Genomic DNA, 23611 nt, shown 5'->3' on the forward strand with positions numbered 1-23611 from the left:
TGGGTAAGGCTCCCAGGAGATGACTGGGTTGATAGGCCGGAGATGGAAGCCCTGTGAGGGGTTGTGAGTTGACCGGTACTAATAGGCCGAGGGCTTGCCATGACATGTTGTTCGCATCCACTGTGTGACCCTGAGTCCACAACCATGGTTTGTGTGGTTGTGCTCGGTCCCTGACCTGTGTGGGTTGGGGTTTTGTTTTGGATAGTGTTGTCGGTGGTTATGGCGGTAGGGGAACGCCCGGTCCCATTCCGAACCCGGTAGCTAAGCCTTCCTGCGCCGATGGTACTGCACTCGACAGGGTGTGGGAGAGTAGGTCACTGCCGACATTCAACCTCAGAAAGGGGAGCCTGCAACGGTGCTGTCACCGTGCGGGCTCCCCTTTTTTTCGTGTGTCTGCGGTCGTTCCCGCCACAGCTGGGGGACGGACGCTCTGTGCGGTCGCCGACCGCGGAAGTGACGGTGTCGTTTGTACCCTGAACACGTGACTGACGGGGAACGTCCCGGCGGCGGCCGGGAAGGCGAGGAACGCCGACGCCCTGAGCGGAGCGGCGGCCGCGGAGCCCGCGCCGGCTCGGGATGGTCGCAGGGGTCGGACGACCGGCGACGCAGCGGCGGACGCCGGAACGACGATGACCGCCCGCGACGCGATGACCGCCCGCGACGCGACGACCGCGGTGAGCGGCGGGGCGGAGGCCCGGACCGGGACGGGTATCGCGGCCGTGGCGATCGCCGCGACGGCGGGCGACCGGGCGCGGACCGCGGCGGCCGGAGCGCCGGCCAGGACCGCAGCGGCGGCTACGGCGAGCGGCGCCGCGACGGAGACCGACGTGACCGGCCGTCCGGTGGACGTCGGGACGACTCCTACGGTGACCGCGGTGGCCGGCCGTTCGAGCGCCGCTCGGATCGCGGTGGCGACGGCCCTACGACGAACGACCGTGGTGATCGTCGATTCGGTGGTCGTGACGACCGCGGCGACCGGCGGCCCGGTGGTGGCCGCGCTGGTGAGGACCGCCCGTACCGCGGTGGCGGAGGCCGGGACGACCGTCCCGGCTCGTTCCGGGCGCGCCAGGAACGCGACGGCGGCGGCTTCCGTGGGCGTGACGACCGGCCGTCTCGCGGACGCGACGACCGTGGCGATCGTCCGTTCCGGGGCCGCGACGACCGCGGCGGCGGTTCGCGCCGCGACGACCGTGGTGAGCGGTCGTACCGGGGTCGCGACGACCGCCGGGAGGGCTCGTTCGGCGGTCGCGACGATCGTGGGAGCCGCCCGCACCGTGACGACCGTGGTGAGCGGTCGTACCCGGGCCGCGATGACCGCCGTGAGGGTTCGTTCGGCGGTCGGGACGACCGTGGGGGCCGCCCGCACCGTGGCGATCGCGGGGACCGGCCGTACCAGGGCCGTGACGACCGTGGTGGCTCGCCCCGGGGCCGCGACGACCGCGGGGACCGGCCGTACCGGGGCCGTGACGACCGCCGTGAGGGCTCCTTCGGCGGTCGTGACGACCGGCGTCCGTCCCGTGCGCGGGACGACCGGGGTGAGCGTTCGTCCGACAGCCGTGAGCGCCGCCCCTTCCGGGACGGTGGGCCCCGCAGGGAGGGCTCGTTCGGTGGCCGCGACGACATCCGTGGCCGTGATGACCGCAGCGCGAGGCCGTCGCGGGACAGCGATGGCGGCGGCCGGAACGACCGGCGTGACCGTGACGACCGGCGGGACCGGGGCTCGTACCGCGACCGCGACGACCGCGGGTTCGGTGGCCGTCGCGGCCCCGGCGGCGACGACGACCGGTCACGCGCGGCCCGCGGTGACCGTGGCGGACGGCCGTTCCGCGACGACGCGAGCCGGGGAGGCCCGCCCCGGGGCGGCGAGCGTGACGGGAGGCCGTCCCGCGACCGTGACCGCTTCCGGGACGACGACCGGGGCCACACCGTCCAGGAGCAGGACCCCCGGCCCACCGCCGGAGGGGAGCGCACGGACCCGGTGGCTGCGGAGCAGACCAGCCGCTACGACCGTGACGACCTCCCGCCGGCTGAGCAGGTCGGTCCGGTGCGTCCCCGCCGCGACCAGCGCCCCGCCGACGATTCCGGCGGGTCTGACGAGCCCGGCGAGGCCGTCGGGGTGGATCCGGCCGGTGCACAGCCGGCGGACACGGCTGCCGTCGGCCCGGCCGTGGGCGAGCAGCCCACCGGACCCGCCGCGGAGGCGAACGGCCGATCGGGCGGCGACGACCGCGCAGAGCAGCGGCCCCGCCGTCGTCCCGAGCAGTGGGAGGACCGCCGGGCCCGTGGTCCGCGCACGGACCGGCGCCGCGACGACCGGCCCGGCCGGGGTGACGACCGGCGTGAGCGCGGTGGGCGTCCCCGCCGGGTGCCCGAGGCGGCCGAACGCACCATGGTCGTCGAGCCCGAGCTCCCGGACTCGATCTCGGCGTCGGAGCTGGACGCGAGCGTCCGGCGCGACCTGCGGGGGCTGCAGAAGGAGACCGCGGAGTCGGTCGCCCGGCACCTCGTCGCGGCCGGTGTCCTTGTGGACGAGGAACCCGAGCTCGCGCTCGAACACGTCCGCTACGCCCGGCGGCGCGCGTCGCGCATCGCCGTGGTGCGCGAGGCGGCGGGCATCGTCGCCTACCACGCGGGGGAGTGGAACGAGGCGCTCGGCGAGTTCCGCGCGTCCCGCCGGATGGGCGGCGGTCCCGGGCACGTCCACGTCATGGCGGACATCGAGCGGGCACTGGGACGCCCCGAGCGGGCCCTCGACCTCGCCCGGAGCCCGGAGGCCCGGGATCTCGGTACCGAGGAGCGGATCGAGCTGCTGATCGTCGCGGCCGGTGCACGGCGTGACCTCGGGGAGGTCGAGGCCGCCGTCGTCGGGCTGCAGGTTCCCGAGCTCGAGGCGTCCCGCCGCGATCCCTGGAGCGCGCGGCTGTTCTACGCGTTCGCCGACAACCTGCTCGCCGCAGGACGGGAGTCCGAGGCCGTCGAGTGGTTCGTGCACGCCCACGATGCGGACACCGACGGCCGGACCGACGCGGCGCACCGCATCGCCGAGCTGACCGGCGAGGAGCTGCCCGGCCTCGAGGAGGACGAGCTGTCCGTCGCCTTCGAGGACGTCCCGGTCGACGAGCTGCACGGCGAGATCCACAACGGCGACGAGGTCCACGGCGACGGTGAGGTCCACGGCGGCGTGAGCCACGGTGGCGAGAGCGACGGTGCCGGCGACACCATCGGCAGCGACCGGGACGACGCCGACGACGCCGACGACGGCGTGCCGGCGACCTCCACCGAGGCCGCCGTCGTCGACGGGCCGACCGCCCTCGAGGAGTCCGGCGACGACACCGGCGAGGACCGAGACGGCTCCACGGACGGCACGGGGCCCGCCGAGGCCGACGTACCGGGGGACGACCCCGGTCCGGAGGACCCGACGGCGGAGCGCGGATGACCGACGACCTGCTGTCCCACCACGACGTCCTGCTCGCCGACCTCGACGGCACGCTGTACCGGGGAGCCGACGTCATCCCCGGCGCCGTCGACGCCGTGCGCGGTGCCGCGGACCGGGGCGTGCCGACGGTCTACGTCACCAACAACGCCTCCCGCAGCCCGTCCGCGGTCGCCGCGCACCTGGCCGAGCTGGGCTTCCCGGCCGACGTCGCGGACGTGCGCACCAGCTCCCAGGCCGCGGCGACGATGCTCGCCGAGCAGCTTCCGGCCGGCGCGTCGGTGCTCGTCGTGGGGGCGGCCGCGCTCGCCGACGAGGTCCGGGCCCGGGGGCTCACGGTCACCGCCGACGCCGACGCCGCGGCGGCCGTCGTCCAGGGCCACTCCCCGGACACCGGCTGGCGGCAGCTGGCCGACGCCGTCGTCGCGATCCGGGGCGGTGCGCGCTGGATCGCGACCAACGTCGACGCCACGCTGCCGACCGAGCGGGGTCCGCTGCCCGGCAACGGTTCGATGGTGCAGGTCGTCCGCACGGCGTCCGGGGCCGAGCCGCAGGTCGCCGGCAAGCCGGCCGCGCGGCTGCTGCGCGAGGCGCAGGGGCCTGCGGTGCGGCCGCTGGTGGTCGGTGACCGGCTCGACACCGACATCGAGGGCGCCCACGCCCTCGGTGCGCCGTCGCTGATGGTGCTCACCGGGGCGAGCGGCCCGGCCGACCTGCTCGCGGCGCCGCCGGAGCTGCGCCCGACCTACCTCGGCACGGACCTGGCCGCGCTCACCCGCCACCCGGACGAGCTGGTGCCCGGCCCGCGCCCGGGCTGGCAGGTCGACGCCGGTGCCGACGGGTTGCGGCTGTCCGGCGACGGCACGTCCGCCGAGCCCGTCACCGACGCGCTGCGGGCGCTCTGCGCGGCCGCCTGGCAGCAGGGCGCGGTGCGGGTCACCGCGGAGGGCGGTGCCGCCGGCCGTGCCCTCGCGCAGCTCGGGCTCGGGAGCTGAGATCGCCGCGCCCGGCGACCGCGCGGCGCCGACCGCTCCGGTGGCGCCCTGCGGTCCGCCGGCTGTCGGGGCGGTCGACTACCGTGGCCGCGAGAACCCCGTCCCCGAGGATCATCGATGACCGTTCCCACCCCCGGCCCGCGTCCGGGTGACCCACGGCCGCCGGACGAGCGCCCGGTCGCCGCGCTGCGTGCCGACGTCGAGGAGGCCGTCGCCGGGCTCGACGGGCTCGACGCCCGCCCGGTGGCCGAGCACCCGGCCGCGTTCGAACGGGTGCACAGCGCGCTCGGGCGGGCACTGAGCGCCGGGTCGGAGCGGGGCTGAGCGTGGCGCCCACTCGTGCGCGGCTGGACTCCGAGCTCGTCCGGCGCAAGCTCGCCCGCTCGCGCGGGCAGGCGGCCGAACTGATCGCGGAGGGCCGGGTCACCGTGAACGGCCTGCCCGCCGCGAAGCCGGCGACGTTCGTCGAGCGGGACACCCCGGTCGTCGTGAAGGCCGGCACCGGGGAGCCCGAGTGGGCCTCCCGCGGCGCGAAGAAGCTGCTCGGGGCGCTGGAGGTGTTCACCGACGTCGATCCGGCCGGGCGCCGCTGCCTCGACGCCGGGGCGTCGACCGGTGGGTTCACCGACGTCCTGCTCAGCCGGGGAGCCCGCCAGGTCGTGGCCGCCGACGTCGGCTACGGCCAGCTGGTCTGGCGGCTGCAGTCCGACGACCGCGTCGACGTCCACGACCGCACGAACGTCCGGGCGCTGGACGCCGAGCAGATCGGCGGGCCGGTCACCCTGGTGGTGGCCGACCTGTCGTTCATCTCGCTGCGCACGGTCCTGCCCGCGCTCGCCGCCTGCACCGCACCCGGCGGGGACCTGTTGCCGATGGTGAAACCGCAGTTCGAGGTGGGGCGCCGGCGGCTGGGCTCGGGCGGGGTCGTCCGGAGCCCGCAGCTGCGGGTGGAGGCCCTGCGCGACGTCGCGACCGTCGCGACCGGCCTCGGCCTGGGGGTGCTCGGTGCGACGGCGAGCCCGCTGCCGGGCCCGTCCGGGAACGTCGAGTACTTCCTGCACCTGCGCCGCACGGCCGGTGACGACCCGGGTCCCGAGCCGGATGCGGAGGCGATGCTCGCCACCGCCGTCGCGGACGGACCCGCATGAGAGAGATCCTGCTGATCCTGCACACCGGCCGGCCGGCGAACCGGAAGACCGCCGTGCACGTCATGAGCGAGCTCAGCCGGCTCGGCCTGCGCAACCGGGTACTCGTCGACGAGTGGGCCGAGCTCGGCGCGGACCCGGACCTGCCGGACGGGCCGGCGCCCGTCCAGGTCCCGGCCGGGCCGGACGCCGCCCGTGGTGCGGAGGCGGTGCTCGTCCTCGGTGGTGACGGCACCCTGCTGCGTGCCGCCGACGTGGCCCGTCCGGCGGGTGTCCCGCTGCTCGGGGTGAACCTCGGGCACGTCGGCTTCCTCGCCGAGGCCGAGGAGGACACCCTCGACGAGACCCTGGAGAAGCTCGCGGCCGGCGACTACGAGGTGGAGGAACGCACCACCCTGCAGGCGCTGGTCCGGTCGAACGGGGAGGTCCTGGGCCGGACCTGGGCGCTCAACGAGGCGGTCGTCGAGAAGACCACGCGCGGGCGGATCCTCGAGGTGGTGCTGGAGGTGGACGGGCGGCCGGTGTCGTCGTTCGGGTGCGACGGCGTGCTGTGCTCGACCCCGACCGGGTCCACGGCGTATGCGTTCTCCGCGGGCGGGCCGCTGATCTGGCCCCAGGTGCACGCGCTGCTCGTGGTGCCGAGCAACGCCCACGCGTTGTTCGCCCGGCCGCTGGTGATCGCCCCGGAGAGTGCGGTGGCGATCGAGGTCTCGGCCGACGGGCCGGCCGCGGTGCTCGACTGCGACGGGCGGCGGACCTTCTCCGTCCCGCCCGGCGGCCGGGTGGAGCTGAGCCGCGCGGCGGAACCGGTGCGGATGGTCCGGCTCGCGGTGCAACCGTTCGCGGACCGGCTCGTGCGCAAGTTCGATCTTCCCGTGCGCGGCTGGCGCGGCCGCGTCTCGAACACCTGATCGCTTTTCGGCGCTGACCGTTCGGCGCACGGAGGCGACCGCGCGAACATCCGTTCGGCGTTCGGGTGTGTCGGCGGTTCCGGCTGTCGGTGTTCGAACGTATGGTCCCCCGCATGTTGGCCGAGATGCGGATCCAGGGGCTCGGCGTGATCGACGACGCGACCCTGGAACTGGACCCGGGTCTGACCGTGCTCACCGGTGAGACCGGGGCGGGCAAGACCATGGTCGTGACCGGACTGCACCTGCTCGGCGGGGGGCGGGCCGAGTCGTCGCGGGTGTCCGCCGGGGCGAAGCGCGCGGTTGTCGAGGGGCGGTTCGTGGCGTCGCCCGGCGCGCTCGAGCTGGCCGAGGAGGTCGGTGCGGAGCCCGACGACGACGGTTCGCTCATCGCGGCGCGCACGGTGTCGGCCGACGGCCGGTCCCGCGCGCACCTCGGAGGCCGGTCCGTACCGAACGGGGTGCTGGGGCGGCTGGCCGAGGCCCAGCTGGCGGTGCACGGGCAGAACGACCAGCTGCGGCTGCTGCGCGGCTCGGACCAGCGTGCGCTGCTCGACCGCTTCGCCGGTGACCCGGTGGCCGTCCCGCTGGCGGCCTACAGGGCGCGGCGCGGTGCGTGGCTCGAGGTCACCGCCGAGCTGGCGGAACGCCGGGACAACGCCCGGCGGCTGGCCCAGGAGTCGGACATGCTGCGGCACGGACTGGCGGAGATCGAGGCCGTGGACCCGCAGCCCGGCGAGGACCGCGAGCTGGTCGAGCGCGCCCGCCGGATGGCGGAGGCCGACGACCTGCGGGCCGCCGCGGAGAGTGCCCGGGCGGCGCTGTCCGGTTCGGACGACGGCGAGTCGCCCGGCGCCGTCGGTCTCGCCGGGCAGGCGAAGGGGCTCGTCGAGGGCAGTGGTGACCCGGCGCTGGTGGAGCTGGGCCCGCGGCTGGCCGAGGCGGTCGCGGTCCTGGCCGACGTGACCGCGGAGCTGTCCGGCTACCTCGACCGGCTCGACGCCGACCCCGAGCAGCTGTCCCGGGTCCTCGAACGGCAGGCCGAGCTGAAGTCGCTCACCCGCAAGTACGCCGCGGACACCGACGGTGTGCTGGAGTGGGCGGCCTCGGCCCGTGAACGCCTCGACGGGCTCGACACCTCCGACGAGGCGCTGGCCGAGCTGTCCCGGCGCCGGGACGAGCTGTCGGCCGAGCTGGCCGAGCGGGCCGCCGAGGTCACGGCCGCCCGCACCGAGGCGGCCGGGCGGCTCGCCGAGGCGACCACCGCCGAGCTCGAGGGGCTGGCGATGAAGGACGCGCGGCTGCAGGTCGGTGTCGTGCCGCGGCCGGCGGGGGAGGGCCCGGTGCTCACGGTCGGCGGCCGGGAGTGCCACGCGGGGTCGGGCGGCGTCGACGAGGTGGAGATCCGGCTGGTCCCGCACGCCGGCGCGACCGCCCAGCCGCTGCACAAGGGGGCCTCCGGCGGTGAGCTCTCCCGGGTGATGCTGGCGCTCGAGGTGGCACTCGCCGGGTCCGACCCGGTCCCGACCATGGTCTTCGACGAGGTCGACGCGGGGGTCGGCGGCCGGGCCGCGGTCGAGATCGGCCGCCGGCTGGCCCGGCTGGCCGAGCGGCACCAGGTGATCGTCGTGACGCACCTGCCGCAGGTCGCGGCGTATGCCGACCGGCACCTGGTCGTGCAGAAGGCCTCCGGCGCCGGGGTGACCCGTTCCAGTGTGCGGCGGCTGTCCGAGGAGGAACGCAGCCAGGAGCTCGCCCGGATGCTCGCCGGCATGGAGGACACCGACACCGGGCGGGCGCACGCCGAGGAGCTGCGCGCCGCTGCGACCGCGCACCGGGACGCCGACCGGGCGGCGGCCGCCCCGGCGGACCTCGCCCAGGCCCGGTCGCGCCGCGCCGGTGGCGCGCGCGGCGGCGGCCGGTCCCGGCGTCGCACGGTCGCGCAGGCCGGCTGAGGCCCCGCGGCGGCCGGGCCGGGCACGCGCGCCCGGCACGCCCGTACCCGGGTGGGCGTGTACGGCCGGCCCGGCGGGGGCGCACCGCGTCGCCCGTCGGCTCACCCGTACCGCCCGAGCCGGTGACGCTGTGGTCACGCTGCGGCGTGCCTGCGCCGTCCCGGCCGTCCCCGGTGTCACAGTGCGCTCCATGAAGCTGTCCGGCCTGCTGCACCGAACGCGACCGGAGCTGCCGGGCCTGACCGGCCCGGCCCGCACCGACCGCCGAACCGAGGCGCTGCTGCGCCGGCTGCGCCCCGGCGACATCGTCGTGCTCGACCAGGTCGATCTCGACCGGTCCACCGCCGACGCGCTCGTGGCCGCCCGGGTCGCCGCGGTCGTCAACGCGGCGCCGTCGATCTCCGGCCGGTTCCCCAACCTCGGCCCGCAGGTCCTGGTCGAGGCCGGGATCCCGCTGGTCGACGACTGCGGCGCCGAGCTCCTGCGTGCGGTCAAGGACGGGACGAAGGTCCGGCTGCACGACGGCGTCCTCTACTCCGGCGAGCAACCGCTCGGCGAGGGGCGCGAGCAGACCGAGGACTCGGTCGCCGACGCGCTCGACGAGGCCAAGCAGGGACTCACCCACCAGCTCGAGGCGTTCGCCGCCAACACGATCGAGTTCATGCGCCGGGAGCGGTCGCTGCTGCTAGACGGGCACGGCGTCCCGGACGTCGACGTCGCGCTCGAGGGCCGCCCGGTGCTGGTCGTGGCCGCGGGCTTCGAGCACACCGCGGTGCTCAAACGCCTCAAGGCCTACATCAAGGAGTACCGGCCGGTCCTGATCGGTGTCGGCGCCGGGGCGGACGCCCTGATGAACGCCAAGTACCGGCCGCACCTCGTCGTCGCCGACCCGTCCGAGGTGTCGAACCAGGCGCTGACCAGCGGCGCCGACGTCGTCGTCCCGGCCTTCCCGGACGGGCACGCGCCCGGCCTGCACCGGGTGCAGGACCTCGGTGCCAGCGCCGTGACGTTCCCGTCGATGGCGAACCCGGAGGACCTCGCGCTGCTGCTGGCACATCACCACGGCGCCGGGATGATCGTCACCGTCGGGCTGTCCGCCTCGATGGCCGAGTTCCTCGACCGCGGCCGCTCCGGTGGCAACGCCTCGACGTTCCTGACCCGGCTGCAGGCCGGGGGCTCCGTCGTCGACGGCGCCATGATCGCGCAGATGTACCGGAGCCGGACGTCGTTCGCGCCGCTGCTCCTGCTGATCGCCGCGGCGGTGGTGGCCGTCGTCGTCGCGGTGCTCGTGTCGGGGGCGGGCCCGGCGGTGCTGGAGTGGGGCCGCGGCGTGATCGAGACCGTGCGGTCCTGGTTCCCGGCGTGATCTCCCGGCGCTACCACCGGATCGCACTGGTCACGGTGTTCGTGCTCGCGCTGGCGGCCGGCGTCGTCATCGCCGCGGTCGGCCTGCCGCAGCGGATCGTCAGCGGTGCCACCGACGCCGCCGGCGGCTCCGGTGAGGTCGAGCAGCTGCGCGCCGAACGCGACACCCTGGCCGCGCAGCAGCGCTCGACGGACGAGTTCACGATGCGGATCGCGCCGGAGCTGGTGCGGGGCAAGCTCGAGGGCGTGCCGGTCACCGTCGTCGCGCTCGGGGCCGATCCGGCCGACACCCGGGCGGTCGCCGAACTGGTGACCGCGGCCGGCGGGCAGGTCGCCTCCGAGGTGGAGCTGACCCCGGCCGTCACCGACCCGGCCCGGGCCGACCAGCTGCGGGACCTGTCCGCGCAGCTCCTGCCGTCGGGTGCCCAGCTGCCCGCCTCCTCCGAGCCCGGCACGCTCGCCGGTGGGCTGCTCGGTGCGGCGCTGCTCGCCCCCGCGGACGGTCCCGCACCCGACCCGCAGCAGGCCGGTGCCGTCGTCGCCGGCCTCGCCGGGGGCGGGTTCGCCGCACCACCCGCGGGCGAGCTCGTGCCGGGGCGGCTCGCCGTCGTCGTCACCGGTGGTGCCTACGACGGTGTCGACGCCGCGGGGTCCGCGGCCACGGCGGCCGGGCTCGCCGCCGAGCTCGACCGGCGTGGTGCCGGCGCGGTGCTCGCGGGGCGGGACGCGTCCCCGCACGGCGCGGTCGGCGCCGCCCGCGGCAGCGGCGGCCCGCTGTCCGCCGTCGACGGGGTCGGTACCGGCGCCGGACGGGTCGCGACGGTCCTCGCGCTCGCCGAGCGCAACGCGGGCCGCACCGGTCAGTACGGCTCCGGGCCCGGCGCGACGAGCCCGGTTCCGGCCGTCTGAAACCAGACGGTAGGCTGAAGTTCCGTGCAGACTCGCGCCACCCGTCATCTGTTCGTCACCGGTGGGGTCGCGTCCTCGCTGGGTAAGGGCCTCACCGCCTCGAGCTTGGGGCAGCTCCTCACGGCACGCGGACTCCGGGTCACCATGCAGAAGCTCGACCCGTACCTCAACGTCGACCCCGGGACGATGAACCCGTTCCAGCACGGCGAGGTGTTCATCACCGAGGACGGTGCGGAGACCGACCTCGACATCGGTCACTACGAGCGCTTCCTCGACCGTGACCTGCAGGGCCGGGCCAACGTCACCACCGGCCAGGTCTACTCCGAGGTCATCGCCAAGGAGCGGCGCGGCGAGTACCTCGGGGACACCGTGCAGGTCATCCCGCACATCACCAACGAGATCAAGGACCGCGTCCTCGCGATGGCCGAGCCCGACGCCGAGGGCATCGCCCCGGACGTCGTGATCACCGAGGTCGGCGGCACGATCGGCGACATCGAGTCGCTGCCGTTCGTCGAGGCCGCCCGCCAGGTCCGGCACGAGGTCGGCCGGGACAACTGCTTCTTCCTGCACGTCTCGCTGGTGCCCTACCTGGCACCGTCGGGCGAGCTGAAGACCAAGCCGACCCAGCACTCGGTCGCCGCGCTGCGCAACATCGGTATCCAGCCCGACGCGCTGGTGCTGCGCGCGGACCGCGAGATCCCGGACGCGATGAAGCGCAAGATCTCGCTGATGTGCGACATCGAGCTCGACGGCGTCGCCGCCTGCGCCGACGCCCCGTCGATCTACGATATCCCGAAGGTGCTGCACGGCGAGGGCCTCGACGCCTACGTCGTCCGCCGGCTCGGCCTGCCCTTCCGCGACGTCGACTGGACGGTGTGGGGCGACCTTCTCGACCGGGTGCACCACCCGCAGGAGACGGCGACGATCGCGCTGGTCGGGAAGTACGTCGACCTGCCCGACGCCTACCTGTCGGTCACCGAGGCGCTGCGTGCGGGCGGGTTCGCCCACCACGCCAAGGTCGCGATCCGCTGGGTCCCCTCCGACACCTGCGAGACCCCGGCCGGGGCGGCCGAGGCGCTCGACGGCGTCGACGGCGTCCTCGTCCCGGGCGGGTTCGGCATCCGCGGCATCGAGGGCAAGCTCGGCGCCATCACGCACGCCCGTACCCGCAAGATCCCGACCCTCGGGCTCTGTCTCGGCCTGCAGTGCATGGTGATCGAGGCCGCGCGCAACCTGGCGGGCCTGCCCGAGGCCAGCTCCTCGGAGTTCGAGCCGGACACCGAGCACCCGGTGATCTCGACGATGGCGACCCAGCGCGACGTCGTCGCCGGCGAGCGCGACATGGGCGGCACCATGCGCCTCGGCGCCTACCCGGCCGTGCTGGTCCCCGGGTCGGTGACCGCGAAGGCCTACGGCGCCAAGGAGGTCTCCGAGCGGCACCGGCACCGCTTCGAGGTCAACAACGCCTACCGGCAGCAGCTGTCCGACGCCGGGCTGGTGTTCGGCACCTCCCCGGACGGGACCCTGGTCGAGTTCGTCGAGCTGCCGTCGGCGCAGCACCCGTTCTTCGTCGGGACCCAGGCGCACCCGGAGCTCAAGAGCCGTCCCACGCGGCCGCACCCGCTGTTCGCGGCGTTCGTGAACGCCGCGCTGCGCTACCGGGCCGAGGACCGGCTGCCGGTGCAGCTGCCGGGGCGCTCGTCCGACCCCGGGCCGGTGGCCGAGGCGGAGATCGAGACCGACAGCGGCGCCGGTGCCGACGCGACGGTGCAGGAGGACGCGGCCAGCGCGAACGGGTCCGCCCCCACCGAGAGCACGCGGCGGTCCTGAGCCCGGTGTGCGCGGCTGCCGACCGCCGCGTCACGGGTGCCGTACGGCGGCACGGTCCGCCGCGCGAGCGGTGCGCGTTGCGGAGCCATTACGCTGCGGAGCGTGATCGTGTCGTACTGCGTTCCCGCACCCGTGACCCCGGCGGCGGCCCGATGATCCGCCCCGGCGAGCACGACTTCCCGGTCCGGTCGGCCACCGACATCTACTCCGGCCGGGTCATGGCGCTGCGCTCCGACCGGGTCGTCATGCCCAACGGCCGGGTCGCGACGCGGGAGATCCTCGAGCACCCGGGCGCGGTCGCCGTCGTCGCCGTCGACGAGCAGGGCCGGGTGCGGATGCTGCACCAGTACCGGCACGCCGTGCGCCGCCGGCTGTGGGAGCTGCCCGCGGGCCTGCTGGACATCGCGGGGGAGGACCCGGCCGTCACCGCCGACCGGGAGCTCACCGAGGAGGCCGGGCTGTCGGCGCACACGTGGTCGGTGCTGCTCGACGTCGTGCCCTCACCCGGGTTCTCCGACGAGTCCGTGCGAATCTACCTCGCGCGCGACCTCGTCGAGAAGCCGCGCCCGGACCTGGGCGACGACGAGGAGGCCGACCTCGAGCTGCGCTGGATCCCGCTCGACGAGGCCGTCGGGATGGTCCACTCCGGCGAGATCGTCAACGCGGTGTCCTGCGCCGGGCTGCTCGCCGCCCGGTCGGTACTGGCCGGTGAGTACGAGCCGCGGCCGGTCGGCACCGAGTGGGTGGACCGGCCGGAACGCTTCGCCCGCCGCCGCGACGGCGACGAGTGAGCCTCACGGGCGCAGCGGGCGCCCGGCGGAGTCGGTCGGGCGCCCGGCGAGCATCACGATCCCGTCGATGAACGGCCAGACGGCGCCGAGCCCGAACGTGAAGAACGTGACCAGCAGCTGGGCGATCGCCATCCCGGTGTGTCCGGTGTAGAACCGGCCGATGCCGAACGGCAGGAACATCTGCAGGAGACCGCCGACGATCTTCTGCTTGTCCGAGTAGGGCAGCCCGGAGTACGGCTCGCGCCCGAACGGCGCCGACGGGTCGTAGCCGTACGGGCCGTACACGGGTGGGCCGGGGTGCGGCGGGTATGCGGGCCCGGCCGCGCCGTACGCCGGGGTGCCGTAGCCGGGGGCGCCGAACCAGGGTGCGCCGCCGTAGGGCGGACCCACGGCGGGGGTGCCGAACGCTGCCGCGTCATACCCGGCCGGGCCGCCATTCCCGGCCGGTCCGTAGCCGGCGGGTCCGTGGCCTGCTGGTCCGTAGCCTGCGGGTCCGAACCCGCCTGGTGCGTGGCCCGCAGCCCCGTGGCCGGCGATCCCGTAGCCGGCGCCGTCGTAGCCGTCGGCTCCGTGGCCTGCCACCCCGTGGCCGGCCGATCCGGAACCGGGCGCCTCGTACGCGGCGGCGTCGTACCCGGCCGCGCCGTACCCGGCCGCGCCGTACCCGGGACTCCCCGCGCCGTAAGGGGGACCCGTGCCGTAGCCGGGGCCCGCGGGTCCGTACGTCGCCGGGCCGAGTGGCGTGCCGGACCCGCCCCCCGCGGGCCACGGCGGCACGGGCTGCGCGGTCGTGGGGGAGGAGTCGGGCCAGGGCCCCGCGGCCGGGTGCCCGGACGGGTCCGGGGCGGGGGCCGTGAGCGTGGGGTCCGGCATCGGCACCCGCGCGGTTGCCGCGGCCGAACCGACCGCCTCCGACGTGCCGGCGGCGGACGGCGTCCCGGGCACCGCGCCCCTCTCCGCGGCGAACGGCTCCGGCGGTCCGGCCGCCGTCGACGCGTCCGGCCGCCCGGCCGCCTCCGACGCGTCCGGCTGCCCGGCGGCTTCCGACGTGTCCGGCTGCCCGGCGGCTTCCGACTGCCCGGCGGCTATCGACGCGTCGGGCTGCCCGGCCGCCGGGTGCGGCGTTGCGGGGGTGCCGTCCGCGGGTGCGCTGGCCGTCCCGCGCGCGGCATCGCCGAGACCGTCCGGGTGCGGCGCAGGCAGGTCGCTGAACAGCCCGGCCAGCGCCGCCCGCGTCGTCGCCGCCCGGGCCGCCCGGGCGCGGTCGTCGAAGGTGTCGACGTCCAGCCGTCCGGCGGTGTAGTGGGCCGACAGCGCCCGGACGGCGTCCTCCTGCTCGGCGTAGCCGACCTCGTCCGCGCTCATGCCCACGACGGTATCGGCGATGGACCCCGCTGTGCAGACGCAGTGCAGACCGCGCCGACGGCGCGCCGTGGCGTGCCCGGCCGGTGGGTGCCCGCCGTCCTAGGCTCGGCCCATGCGTTTCGGACTGTTCATTCCCCAGGGCTGGCGTCTCGACCTCGTCGGCATCGACCCCGCGGCCCAGTGGGACGTGATGCGCGGCGTCGCCGAGCACGCCGACCGTGGTGACGTCTGGGAGTCGGTGTGGGTCTACGACCACTTCCACACCGTCCCCGAGCCCACCGACGAGGCCTGTCACGAGGCGTGGAGCCTGATGGCCGCGTTCGCCGCGACGACCGAGCGCGTGCGCCTCGGGCAGATGTGCACGTGCATGGCCTACCGCAACCCCGCCTACCTGGCGAAGGTCGCGGCGACCTGCGACGTCATCTCGAAGGGCCGCGTCGAGATGGGCATCGGCGGCGGCTGGTACGAGCACGAGTGGCGCGCCTACGGCTACGGCTTCCCGCGGCCGGGCGAGCGGCTCGGGATGCTCGACGAGGGCGTGCAGATCTTCGCCCAGGCCTGGCGGGACGGCCGCGCGTCCCTCGACGGCACGCACTACCGGGTCGACGACGCGATCGTGGCGCCCCGCCCGCTGCAGGACGGCGGCATCCCGCTCTGGATCGCGGGCGGCGGCGAGAAGGTCACGCTGAAGATCGCCGCGAGGTACGCGCAGTACACCAACTTCGACGGCACCCTCGAGGGCTTCCGGCACAAGTCGCAGGTGCTCGCGGGCCACTGCGCCGAGGTCGGGACCGACTTCGACGCGATCGTCCGCTCGGCCAACTACAACGTCGCGATCGGCGAGACCGAGGCCGAGGTCTCCGACCGGCTGCAGCAGCTCGTCGACCGGATCACCCCGATCGTCGGACCGGAGAAGGCCCGCAGCGCGCTGTCGGCGTTCGAGGGCCTGCCGGCCGTGGGGACGCCCGAGCAGATCGTCGAGAAGCTGTCCGCGCTGCAGGACGCCGGCATGAGCTACGGGATCTTCTACTTCCCGGAGGCCGCCTACGACCGGTCGGGGATCGAGCTGTTCGAGCGCGAGGTCGTTCCGGCGCTGCGCGGCTGACCGGTCCGGGTGATGCCGACTCCGGAACGCGTGGTCGAGGACTACCTCGGCCACCTCGCCGTCGAACGCGGGCGGGCGCCGAACACGCTGCGCTCCTACCGGCTCGACCTGGACCGTTACACCGGCCACCTCGCCGACCTCGGCCGCGGCGACCTGTCCGCGGTGAAGGAGACCGACGTCGCGGGGTTCGTGACCGCGCTGCGGACGGGGGAGCGCCCGCTGGCCGCGTCCTCGGCCGCGCGGGCGCTCGCCGCGGTCCGCGGGCTGCACCGGTTCGCGGTGCAGGAGGGGACGGTGCCGACCGACGTCGCCGCCGGGGTCGCGCCCCCGTCGTTGCCGTCGCGGTTGCCGACGGCGCTGTCGATCGACCAGGTCGACCAGCTCATCGCGGGCTGCGTCGCGGACTCGCCGACCGGGCTGCGGGACCGGGCGCTGCTGGAGCTGCTCTACTCGACCGGCGCCCGGATCTCCGAGATCGTCGGCGCGGACCTCGACGACCTCGACCAGCAGGCGCGAACGGTCCTGTTGCACGGCAAGGGGAACAAGCAGCGCATCGTGCCGGTCGGGCGGCCCGCGCTGGCCGCCGTCGACGCCTACCTGGTGCGCGCGCGTCCCACGCTGGGCGCCCGCGGCGCGGGCACCCCGGCCCTGCTGATCAACGCCCGCGGCAACCGGATGTCGAGGCAGAGCGCGTGGCACGTGCTGCGCTCCGCGGCCGAGGCGTCCGGCCTGGAACCGTCGGTGGTGGCGTCGATCTCGCCGCACACCCTGCGACACTGCTTCGCCACGCACCTGCTGTCCGGCGGCGCCGACGTCCGGGTGGTGCAGGAGCTGCTCGGGCACGCCTCGGTCGCGACGACCCAGATCTACACCCACGTCACCGTCGACACGCTGCGTGAGGTCTACGCCACCGCCCACCCCCGGGCCCGGGGCTGATCACCGATCCGGCGCGGATCCGGTCGACGATGGCCGGTCCCGCTCCCGATGCGTGATCAGCGGTTCGCGCCCGCGACGCGGGAGGGCGATCCGACGTGCCGGGGGCGTGGCACGGTGACGATCAGCCCGTGGGTCTGGCTGCGGTGCTGCGCGCACAGGACGGTGTCGTGACGACGGCGCAGGTCGTGGCCTGCGGGGTCTCCGCGCGGACGGCGCGCCGCTGGGTCCAGGAGGGACGCTGGTCGTCGCCGTACCCGGGGGTCTTCCTGGACGGCGCGCACCGGTACGGGCCCCGGGCCAGGATCCGTGCGGTGTCGTTGTGGGCGGGGCCCCGCGGGCTGATCTCGGGGCCGGCCGCTGCATGGTGGTACGGCCTGCTCGAGACGCCACCCGCCGTCGTCACGGTGACCGTTCCGCGTGCGACGTCGCGGCGTCCCCGGCCCGGGACGCGGGTGCGCCGGCGGGACCTGACGGCGGCCGACCGTGCGAGCCGTGCGGGCATCGGGCTCACCGCCCGCCCCTTGACGGTCCTGGAGACGGCGATCGCGGTCCCGGACGGCGGCGCCCTCCTCGACCGCGCCCTGCAACGCCGATGGGTCACCTTCGACGACGTGCACGCGGCGTGGTGCCGCCTGTGCGGAGCGACCGGAGCGACCGGTGCCCGGCGGCTGCTCGTCGCCGCGGCCGACCGGGCTGCCTCGGCTGCGGAACGACGGCTCGTCCGGCTGCTCCGCGACGCCGGGATCGGGGGTTGGCGACTGGCGTACCCCTTCGGTCCCTACGAGATCGACCTGGCCTTCCCGGCCGCCCGGCTCGCGATCGAGATCGACGGCTGGGCGTGGCACTCCGATGTCGCCCGGTTCCGCAACGACCGGCGCAAGGGCAACGAGCTCGTCACCGCCGGCTGGGTGCTGCTCCGCGTGACCTGGCACGACCTGGAGAAGGCCCCGGGGCGCGTCCTCGCCCAGATCCGCCACGCCCTCGCCCGGGCGCGCTGATCACGGATCCGGCGCGGAACCGGTCACCGATGGCCGGTTCCCCTCCCGATCCGTGATCGCCGCCCCGTCGCGGGGGCGGGTCGGGGTGCTCCGCTACGTTCTGGTCCTGATGCGGTACGGAGTGTGGATGGCGACGGCGGCGGCGGGTTTCGTGCTGGCCGGGTGCGGGGGCACGGGCCCCGAGCAGCGGGAGACGCTGACGGATCCGGTCGAGGGGACGGTCGACCGCGTCGAGGTCGAGTCCGACGCCGGGGAGGTCCGGCTGGTCGCCGGGGACCGGGCGTCGGTGGAGCAGGACCTGCGCTGGACCGGGGACGCGAAGCCGGAGGTCGAGCACCGCCTCGACGGCGACGTCCTGACGGTGACCGTCCGCTGCCCCGACGACGGCGGCGAGCGCTGCCAGGCCGGCCTGGTGATCACCGTGCCGGAGTCCGCCGAGTCACGGGTCGAGGCCTCGGCCGGCGGGATCGAGGTGAGCGGGCTGACCGGCGACCAGGACCTGCAGACCTCCGCCGGCGGGGTCCGGGGCACCGGGCTCGGACCGGGCTCGGTCGGGGCCCGCTCCACCGCGGGCGGGGTGGACCTGGCCTTCGCCACGCCCGCGTCGGACGTGCACGCCGAGTCGTCGGCCGGGTCGGTCGACATCCGGGTGCCGATCGGCCCCGCCTATCACGTGACGGCGGAGACCACGGCCGGGTCGACCAGCGTCGAGGTGCCCGACCAGCCCGGAGCCGACCACCGGATCACCGCGCGCAGTACGGCGGGCGGGGTGCGGGTCGTGCCGGCCGACTGACCCGGCCGATCGACCCCGGGCGACACGCCGCACCCGCCGGGCGCCGCCGGGCGGCCGCCCCGCGCGGGTAGGGTGACCCGAAATCCATTCGCGACGTGCACGGCGAGGCGCGTTGCCGCACGTGGGGCCGATTCCTACAGTGCGGATCGGGATCAGTGCAGTGGAGATCCGCGACCCCGGTACGGCACCCACGACGAGACCGGAGACCGCATGAACCCGACGCGGCCGGAACCCCACGGCCGGCACGACGACTCGGCCGACGAGCCGACGCCGGACCCGGGGCGAGGCACCCCCAGCACCAGCGCCCGCGCGCCCGAACCGGCGCCGCTGACCGTGCACGGCCCCGCCCGTGTGATCGCGGTGGCGAACCAGAAGGGCGGCGTCGGCAAGACGACCTCGACGATCAACCTCGGGGCCGCGCTGGCCGAGTACGGCCGCCGCGTCCTGCTCGTCGACTTCGACCCGCAGGGCGCGCTCTCGGTCGGGCTCGGGGTGCAGCCGCACCAGCTCGAGTCGACGGTCTACAACCTGCTGATGGAGCGCGACGTCGACCCGGACGAGGTGCTGCAGGACACCGGCGTCGAGAACATGGACCTGCTGCCGTCGAACATCGACCTGTCCGCGGCCGAGGTCCAGCTGGTCACCGAGGTCGGACGGGAGCAGGCGCTCGGCCGCGCGCTGAAGCGCTTCCTGCCCGACTACGACGTCGTCCTCATCGACTGCCAGCCCTCGCTCGGCCTGCTCACGATCAACGCACTGTCCTGCGCCGACGAGGTCCTCATCCCGCTGGCCTGCGAGTTCTTCTCGCTGCGCGGGGTCGCGCTGCTGATGGACACCATCGACAAGGTCACCGACCGGCTCAACCCGGACCTGCGGCTGCTCGGGGTGCTCGCGACGATGTTCGACACCCGCACGCTGCACACCAAGGAGGTCCACGACCGCGTGGTCGAGGCGTTCGGGGAGAAGGTGTTCGACGCCGTCATCAACCGGACGATCAAGTTCCCGGAGACCACGGTCGCCGGCGAGCCGATCACGTCGTGGGCGCCGACGTCGCACGCGGCGGACGCGTACCGGATGCTGGCCCGTGAGGTCATCGCTCGGTGACGCTGGTCGCTGGTGATCCGGCAGGGCCGGTCGACAACCTCGGCGACGACGACGTCGCCTCCCCGCGCAGCCGCCGCTTCACCGTCCGGCTGGCCAACTTCGAGGGCCCGTTCGACCTGCTGCTGCAGCTGATCGGCAAGCACGAGCTCGACGTCACCGAGATGGCGTTGCACAAGGTCACCGACGACTTCATCGCGCACCTGGCCGACCTCGGTGACGACGCCGACCTCGACGAGACGACCGAGTTCCTCGTCGTCGCGGCGACCCTGCTCGACCTCAAGGCGGCCCGGCTGGTGCCGGGGGCCGAGGTGGACGACGAGGAGGACCTCGCCCTGCTCGAGGCCCGCGACCTGCTGTTCGCGCGGCTGCTGCAGTACCGCGCGTACAAGGAGGCCGCGCAGCTGTTCGTCGAGCTGGAGAACGGTGCGATGCGCCGGTTCCCCCGCTCGGTGTCGCTGGAGGAGCGGTACGCCGAGCTGCTGCCCGAGGTGCTGCTCGGGGTGGACGCGCAGGCCTTCGCGGAGCTGGCCGCGACCGTGTTCCGGCCGCGTCCGCCGGAGGAGGTGGGCGTCGACCACCTGCACGCGGTGCACGTGTCGGTGCCCGAGCACGCCCAGTTGCTGCGCGAGCGGCTCGCCGAGGTGAGGGTCGCGAGCTTCGCCGAGCTGACCGCGGACTGTGTGGCGACGCTGGAGGTCGTCGCACGGTTCATGGCGCTGCTGGAGCTGTACCGGGAGCGGTCGGTGGCGCTGGAACAGCCCGAGCCGTTCGGGGATCTCACCGTCACCTGGACCGCCGACCGCACCGACGATCCGGTCGCCTACGCCGCCGCGCTGGAGGACGAGGCGGCCGCCGCCGAGGAGGCGGTGCGGGCCCGGAACCGGCGCCGGCGGAAGAAGAACCGGGTGGACGACTCGTCCGGTGCCGGGTCGGCGGACGGGGAGGCCGACGCCGCTACCGACGCCGCTACCGATGGTGACACCGACGCCGATGCCGATGATGGTGCTGATGCTGCGAGCGGTACCGACTCCGGTGACGGGGCGGCCGGCGAGCCGGGGACCGGCGTCGATGGGGCGGGCCCGGACGCGGACAATGACGTGATGCACCGCGAGCTGTTGCACGACGACGAGGGGACCGGGGCACCCGGTGACTGAGCCGGACGACCGGCCGGGCTCCGACGACCCGGAGGACCCGTCCGAGCTGCTGCGCCTGATCGGCCGCACCGTGCCGCGCAGCCCGCACGCCGGCGCCCACCGCGCGGGCGACGAGGCGGCCGCACGCGCTGCGGAGGCCGTCGCCTCCGATGAGCACGATGAGGGGCCCGTCCGCGACGAGGGCGACAGCGCGCAGCTCGGCGCGGATGCGGAGTCTGTCGAGGGCCGAGATGCACGTTCCGGCCCGGTTGAGGGCGGCGGCGTGCCACTCGGCGAGGGCGGGTCGCTCACCGACGGTCGAGGTGCGCGGTCCCGCCCCGGTGAGGGCGACAGCGCGCAGCTCGGCACAGATGCGGAGCCTGTCGCGGGCCGAGATGCACGTTCCAGCCCGGCTGAGGTCGGCTCCCCGCCGAGCGAGGAGTCGGCGGGCCCGGTTGCCCGCCGCGTCGAGCACTCCGGGAACGGTGCCGAGCGACCCGCCGCGCAGTCGGAGGAGGGCACGGGCCCCGAGCTGGCGGAAGCCGAGGTCGCGGCGACGGAGCAGACCGGGAGCGAGTGGACGCGCGCCGCAGCGGCCGGGGCCGTGGAGCCAGGACCCGCAGGAGCCGGACAGGCCGGGGGCGGCGAGTCCGCCGAGGACGGGCCGATAGCCGCGACCCCGCCACCCGATTCCTCCGGAGCCGGAGCGGTCGGAGCCCGGGCGCCCGACGCCTCCAGGGCCGACGACCCGGTACCCGATGCCCGGGCAGCCGAGGATCCGACAGCCGAGGACCGCACACCCGACGGTCCGATGGCCACCGCCGCGGTCACCGACGACTCCGAGGCCGCCGACCGGACCGACGCCCTCAACAGCGGCGCCGAGCGGGACCTCGCCGAGGACACAGAGCCGGGGCTCGCCGGGGACACCGAGCGGGAGCTCGCCGGGGACATCGAGCGGGAGCTCGACGGCGGCACTGAGCCCGCCGAGGACCCCGAGCGGGAGCCCGCCGGCGACACCGAACCGGGGCTCGCCGGGGACGCAGAGCCGGGGCTCGCCGGGGACACAGAGCTGGAGCTCACCGAGGACACCGAGCTGGAACTCGCCCTCGAGGCCCTGCTGCTCGTGGTCGACTCCCCGATCGACGAGGCGTCGCTGGCGAGCACGCTGGACCAGACCCCGTCGCGCATCCGGCAGACACTCAACCGGATGTCGCTGGCCTACACCGCCGACCGTCGCGGCATCGACCTGCGCCGGGCCGGGGGAGGGTGGCGGTTCTACACCCGCGACCGCTACGCCCCGTATGTCGAGAAGCTGTTGCTCGACGGTCAGCGGGCGCGGCTGACGAGGGCGGCGCTGGAGACCCTCGCCGTCGTCGCGTACCGCCAGCCGGTGACCCGTGCGCGGGTGTCGGCGGTGCGCGGGGTGAACTGCGACGGCGTGCTGCGCACGCTGCTCACCCGCGGCCTGGTGGAGGAGGCGGGCACCGAGGAACAGACAGGGGGGACACTGTTCCGGACGACCGAGCTGTTCCTCGAACGGCTCGGCCTCTCCTCGGTGCAGGAACTGCCCCCGCTGGCACCGCTGCTGCCCGACATCGACGCGATCGACGACCTGGATGGAATCTGACGAGATGACTGCTGGAAGCACGGGACACGATCCCGACGGGGTCCGGCTGCAGAAGGTGCTGGCCCGCGCCGGTGTCGCCTCCCGGCGCGCCGCGGAGGACCTGATCGCGCAGGGCCGGGTGCAGGTCGACGGCGAGACGGTCCGCGAGATGGGCCGGCGCATCGACCCGGACACCGCGGTGCTGCACGTCGACGGGGCCCGCGTCACCCTGCGCGACGACCAGGTCTACCTGGCGCTGAACAAGCCCGTCGGCCTGCACTCGACGATGTCCGACGACCTGGGCCGGCCCTGCGTCGGTGACCTGCTCGCCGACCGGGTGGAGCTGATGAACGCCGCGCAGCGGCTGTTCCACGTGGGGCGCCTGGACGTCGAGACCGAGGGCCTGCTCCTGCTCACCAACGACGGCGAGCTCGGCCACCGGCTGATGCACCCGTCCTACGAGGTGCCGAAGACCTACCTGGCCGAGGTCGAGGGGAAGATCGCCCGGGACCTGGGCCGCCGGCTGCGGGACGGCGTCGAGCTGGACGACGGCGTCGCCCGGGTCGACACGTTCAAGCTCGTCGACATGGTCCCCGGCCGCTCCACCGTGCAGCTCGTGCTGCACGAGGGCCGCAAGCACATCGTGCGCCGGATGCTGGCCGAGGTCGGGCACCCGGTGCAGCGGCTGGTGCGCACCGCGGTCGGCGAGGTCCGGCTCGGCAACCAGAAGCCCGGCAAGCTCCGCCCGCTCGACCGGGTGGAGGTCGGGTCGCTGTACAAGGCGGTGGGGCTGTAGATGGCGGTGCGAGCGCTGCGCGGCGCGACCCAGGTCGACGCGGACGACCGGCAGCAGATCCTGGACCGTTCGGCCGAGCTGGTGAGCGCGGTCCTGGAGCGCAACGAGCTGGTCTCCGACGACGTCATCTCGATCTGGTTCACCGCCACCCCGGACCTGACCGCGGAGTTCCCGGCGTACGCGGCCCGGCTGCTCGGGCTCACCGACGTCCCGCTGATGTGCGCGACCGAGATCGCGGTGCCCGGCGCCCTGCCCCGGGTGCTGCGGCTGCTCGCGCACGTCGAGACCCCGCGGCCGCGGTCCGAGCTGCGCCACGTCTACCTGCACGGGGCACGCGCACTGCGCACCGACCTGCCCCAGTAGGACCCCGCCCCCGGACCACCGCACCGGACCGGCGAGAATGCCCGGCGGAATACCGGTACGACTTCAGGGGGACAGGTGGCC

Annotated in this window: 20 protein-coding genes, 2 rRNA genes and 1 pseudogene; 21 read left to right on the plus strand and 2 right to left on the minus strand. The window is 75.0% G+C overall.

The features are described from left to right. Together BM093_RS12440 and rrf are read left to right on the plus strand one after the other, a co-directional pair. Nucleotides 1–102, plus strand: a 23S ribosomal RNA gene (locus tag BM093_RS12440); the annotation flags it as partial. Between the two features lie 107 nt (nucleotides 103–209). Continuing rightward, nucleotides 210–326, plus strand: a 5S ribosomal RNA gene (rrf, locus tag BM093_RS12445). Nucleotides 327–361: 35 nt separating this feature from the next. Here the strand turns inward: rrf and BM093_RS35890 are convergent. Next, nucleotides 362–1366, minus strand: a complete 1005-nt coding sequence (locus BM093_RS35890; RefSeq protein WP_177238430.1) for a hypothetical protein — start codon at nucleotides 1364–1366, stop codon at nucleotides 362–364. A 612-nt stretch (nucleotides 1367–1978) separates the two neighbouring features. On the opposite strand from BM093_RS35890, the gene BM093_RS35895 reads away from it, so the two are divergent. From BM093_RS35895 to BM093_RS12495, 10 genes are all read left to right on the plus strand, one after another. Beyond that, nucleotides 1979–3436: a tetratricopeptide repeat protein gene (locus tag BM093_RS35895; RefSeq protein ID WP_177238431.1), complete on the plus strand. Its 1458-nt coding sequence runs from the start codon at nucleotides 1979–1981 to the stop codon at nucleotides 3434–3436. Continuing rightward, nucleotides 3433–4428, plus strand: a complete 996-nt coding sequence (locus BM093_RS12455; protein WP_093341868.1) for an HAD-IIA family hydrolase — start codon at nucleotides 3433–3435, stop codon at nucleotides 4426–4428. The genes BM093_RS35895 and BM093_RS12455 overlap by 4 nt, the downstream gene beginning before the upstream one ends. 117 nt (nucleotides 4429–4545) lie before the next feature. Further along, a complete protein-coding gene (locus BM093_RS12460) occupies nucleotides 4546–4752 on the plus strand; it encodes a hypothetical protein (RefSeq protein ID WP_093341871.1) in 207 nt (68 codons plus the stop codon). A gap of 2 nt (nucleotides 4753–4754) precedes the next feature. Next, on the plus strand, nucleotides 4755–5576 hold the full coding sequence (locus BM093_RS12465) for a TlyA family RNA methyltransferase (RefSeq protein WP_093341873.1): 822 nt from the start codon (nucleotides 4755–4757) through the stop codon (nucleotides 5574–5576). After that, nucleotides 5573–6484 carry an NAD kinase gene (locus tag BM093_RS12470; protein WP_093341876.1) on the plus strand — a complete coding sequence of 304 codons (912 nt, stop codon included), beginning with the start codon at nucleotides 5573–5575 and terminating at the stop codon, nucleotides 6482–6484. The genes BM093_RS12465 and BM093_RS12470 overlap by 4 nt, the downstream gene beginning before the upstream one ends. Nucleotides 6485–6597: 113 nt before the next feature. Beyond that, nucleotides 6598–8436 carry a DNA repair protein RecN gene (gene recN / locus BM093_RS12475; protein ID WP_093342350.1) on the plus strand — a complete coding sequence of 613 codons (1839 nt, stop codon included), beginning with the start codon at nucleotides 6598–6600 and terminating at the stop codon, nucleotides 8434–8436. A 190-nt stretch (nucleotides 8437–8626) separates the two neighbouring features. After that, nucleotides 8627–9802, plus strand: a complete 1176-nt coding sequence (steA, locus tag BM093_RS12480; RefSeq protein ID WP_093342353.1) for a putative cytokinetic ring protein SteA — start codon at nucleotides 8627–8629, stop codon at nucleotides 9800–9802. Further along, nucleotides 9799–10710 carry a copper transporter gene (locus tag BM093_RS12485; protein ID WP_093341881.1) on the plus strand — a complete coding sequence of 304 codons (912 nt, stop codon included), beginning with the start codon at nucleotides 9799–9801 and terminating at the stop codon, nucleotides 10708–10710. Before steA ends, BM093_RS12485 begins: the two co-directional genes overlap by 4 nt. Before the next feature lie 24 nt (nucleotides 10711–10734). Next, nucleotides 10735–12540, plus strand: a complete 1806-nt coding sequence (locus BM093_RS12490; protein ID WP_245773483.1) for a CTP synthase — start codon at nucleotides 10735–10737, stop codon at nucleotides 12538–12540. A gap of 152 nt (nucleotides 12541–12692) precedes the next feature. Further along, nucleotides 12693–13331: an NUDIX domain-containing protein gene (locus BM093_RS12495; RefSeq protein WP_093341884.1), complete on the plus strand. Its 639-nt coding sequence runs from the start codon at nucleotides 12693–12695 to the stop codon at nucleotides 13329–13331. 3 nt (nucleotides 13332–13334) lie between these two features. On the opposite strand, the gene BM093_RS12500 is transcribed toward BM093_RS12495, so the two are convergent. Next, nucleotides 13335–14696: a DUF1707 domain-containing protein gene (locus BM093_RS12500; protein WP_093341887.1), complete on the minus strand. Its 1362-nt coding sequence runs from the start codon at nucleotides 14694–14696 to the stop codon at nucleotides 13335–13337. Nucleotides 14697–14808: 112 nt separating this feature from the next. Between BM093_RS12500 and BM093_RS12505 the strand changes: the two genes are divergently transcribed. From BM093_RS12505 to aroH, 9 genes and pseudogenes are all read left to right on the plus strand, one after another. Continuing rightward, nucleotides 14809–15801 (plus strand): LLM class F420-dependent oxidoreductase, encoded by a 993-nt coding sequence (locus BM093_RS12505; RefSeq protein ID WP_093341890.1) that lies wholly within the window; start codon nucleotides 14809–14811, stop codon nucleotides 15799–15801. 12 nt (nucleotides 15802–15813) lie between these two features. Further along, on the plus strand, nucleotides 15814–16737 hold the full coding sequence (locus BM093_RS12510) for a site-specific tyrosine recombinase XerD (protein ID WP_093342356.1): 924 nt from the start codon (nucleotides 15814–15816) through the stop codon (nucleotides 16735–16737). A 128-nt stretch (nucleotides 16738–16865) separates the two neighbouring features. Continuing rightward, nucleotides 16866–17735: a DUF559 domain-containing protein gene (locus tag BM093_RS12515; RefSeq protein ID WP_177238432.1), complete on the plus strand. Its 870-nt coding sequence runs from the start codon at nucleotides 16866–16868 to the stop codon at nucleotides 17733–17735. A gap of 127 nt (nucleotides 17736–17862) precedes the next feature. Beyond that, nucleotides 17863–18528: a DUF4097 family beta strand repeat-containing protein gene (locus tag BM093_RS12520; RefSeq protein WP_143105355.1), complete on the plus strand. Its 666-nt coding sequence runs from the start codon at nucleotides 17863–17865 to the stop codon at nucleotides 18526–18528. A 210-nt stretch (nucleotides 18529–18738) separates the two neighbouring features. Continuing rightward, a complete protein-coding gene (locus BM093_RS12525; RefSeq protein WP_093341899.1) occupies nucleotides 18739–19632 on the plus strand; it encodes a ParA family protein in 894 nt (297 codons plus the stop codon). Beyond that, nucleotides 19629–20486, plus strand: a pseudogene (locus tag BM093_RS37195) (segregation and condensation protein A); the annotation flags it as partial. The gene BM093_RS12525 and the pseudogene BM093_RS37195, both read left to right, overlap by 4 nt. A gap of 292 nt (nucleotides 20487–20778) precedes the next feature. Further along, nucleotides 20779–22392 (plus strand): SMC-Scp complex subunit ScpB, encoded by a 1614-nt coding sequence (scpB, locus tag BM093_RS38345; RefSeq protein WP_425439145.1) that lies wholly within the window; start codon nucleotides 20779–20781, stop codon nucleotides 22390–22392. Beyond that, the gene (locus tag BM093_RS12540) at nucleotides 22382–23167 is read left to right on the plus strand and encodes a pseudouridine synthase (protein WP_245773484.1); all 786 of its coding nucleotides are present in this window, start codon (nucleotides 22382–22384) and stop codon (nucleotides 23165–23167) included. Before scpB ends, BM093_RS12540 begins: the two co-directional genes overlap by 11 nt. After that, nucleotides 23168–23530 (plus strand): chorismate mutase, encoded by a 363-nt coding sequence (gene aroH, locus BM093_RS12545; protein WP_093341905.1) that lies wholly within the window; start codon nucleotides 23168–23170, stop codon nucleotides 23528–23530. Nucleotides 23531–23611: the final 81 nt, after the last annotated feature.

The organism is Pseudonocardia ammonioxydans (assembly GCF_900115005.1).
In the GTDB taxonomy this organism is placed as follows: Bacteria; Actinomycetota; Actinomycetes; order Mycobacteriales; family Pseudonocardiaceae; genus Pseudonocardia; species Pseudonocardia ammonioxydans.

Coding starts and splice junctions, on each gene's coding strand:
- recN (WP_093342350.1), top strand. CDS start 6,598: ATGTTGGCCGAGATGCGGATCCAGGGGCTCGGCGTGATCGACGACGCG.
- BM093_RS12455 (WP_093341868.1), top strand. CDS start 3,433: ATGACCGACGACCTGCTGTCCCACCACGACGTCCTGCTCGCCGACCTC.
- aroH (WP_093341905.1), top strand. CDS start 23,168: ATGGCGGTGCGAGCGCTGCGCGGCGCGACCCAGGTCGACGCGGACGAC.
- BM093_RS12540 (WP_245773484.1), top strand. CDS start 22,382: ATGGAATCTGACGAGATGACTGCTGGAAGCACGGGACACGATCCCGAC.
- BM093_RS12520 (WP_143105355.1), top strand. CDS start 17,863: ATGGCGACGGCGGCGGCGGGTTTCGTGCTGGCCGGGTGCGGGGGCACG.
- BM093_RS12495 (WP_093341884.1), top strand. CDS start 12,693: ATGATCCGCCCCGGCGAGCACGACTTCCCGGTCCGGTCGGCCACCGAC.
- BM093_RS12500 (WP_093341887.1), bottom strand. CDS start 14,696: ATGAGCGCGGACGAGGTCGGCTACGCCGAGCAGGAGGACGCCGTCCGG.
- steA (WP_093342353.1), top strand. CDS start 8,627: ATGAAGCTGTCCGGCCTGCTGCACCGAACGCGACCGGAGCTGCCGGGC.
- BM093_RS12460 (WP_093341871.1), top strand. CDS start 4,546: ATGACCGTTCCCACCCCCGGCCCGCGTCCGGGTGACCCACGGCCGCCG.
- BM093_RS12525 (WP_093341899.1), top strand. CDS start 18,739: ATGAACCCGACGCGGCCGGAACCCCACGGCCGGCACGACGACTCGGCC.
- BM093_RS12510 (WP_093342356.1), top strand. CDS start 15,814: ATGCCGACTCCGGAACGCGTGGTCGAGGACTACCTCGGCCACCTCGCC.
- BM093_RS12470 (WP_093341876.1), top strand. CDS start 5,573: ATGAGAGAGATCCTGCTGATCCTGCACACCGGCCGGCCGGCGAACCGG.
- BM093_RS12505 (WP_093341890.1), top strand. CDS start 14,809: ATGCGTTTCGGACTGTTCATTCCCCAGGGCTGGCGTCTCGACCTCGTC.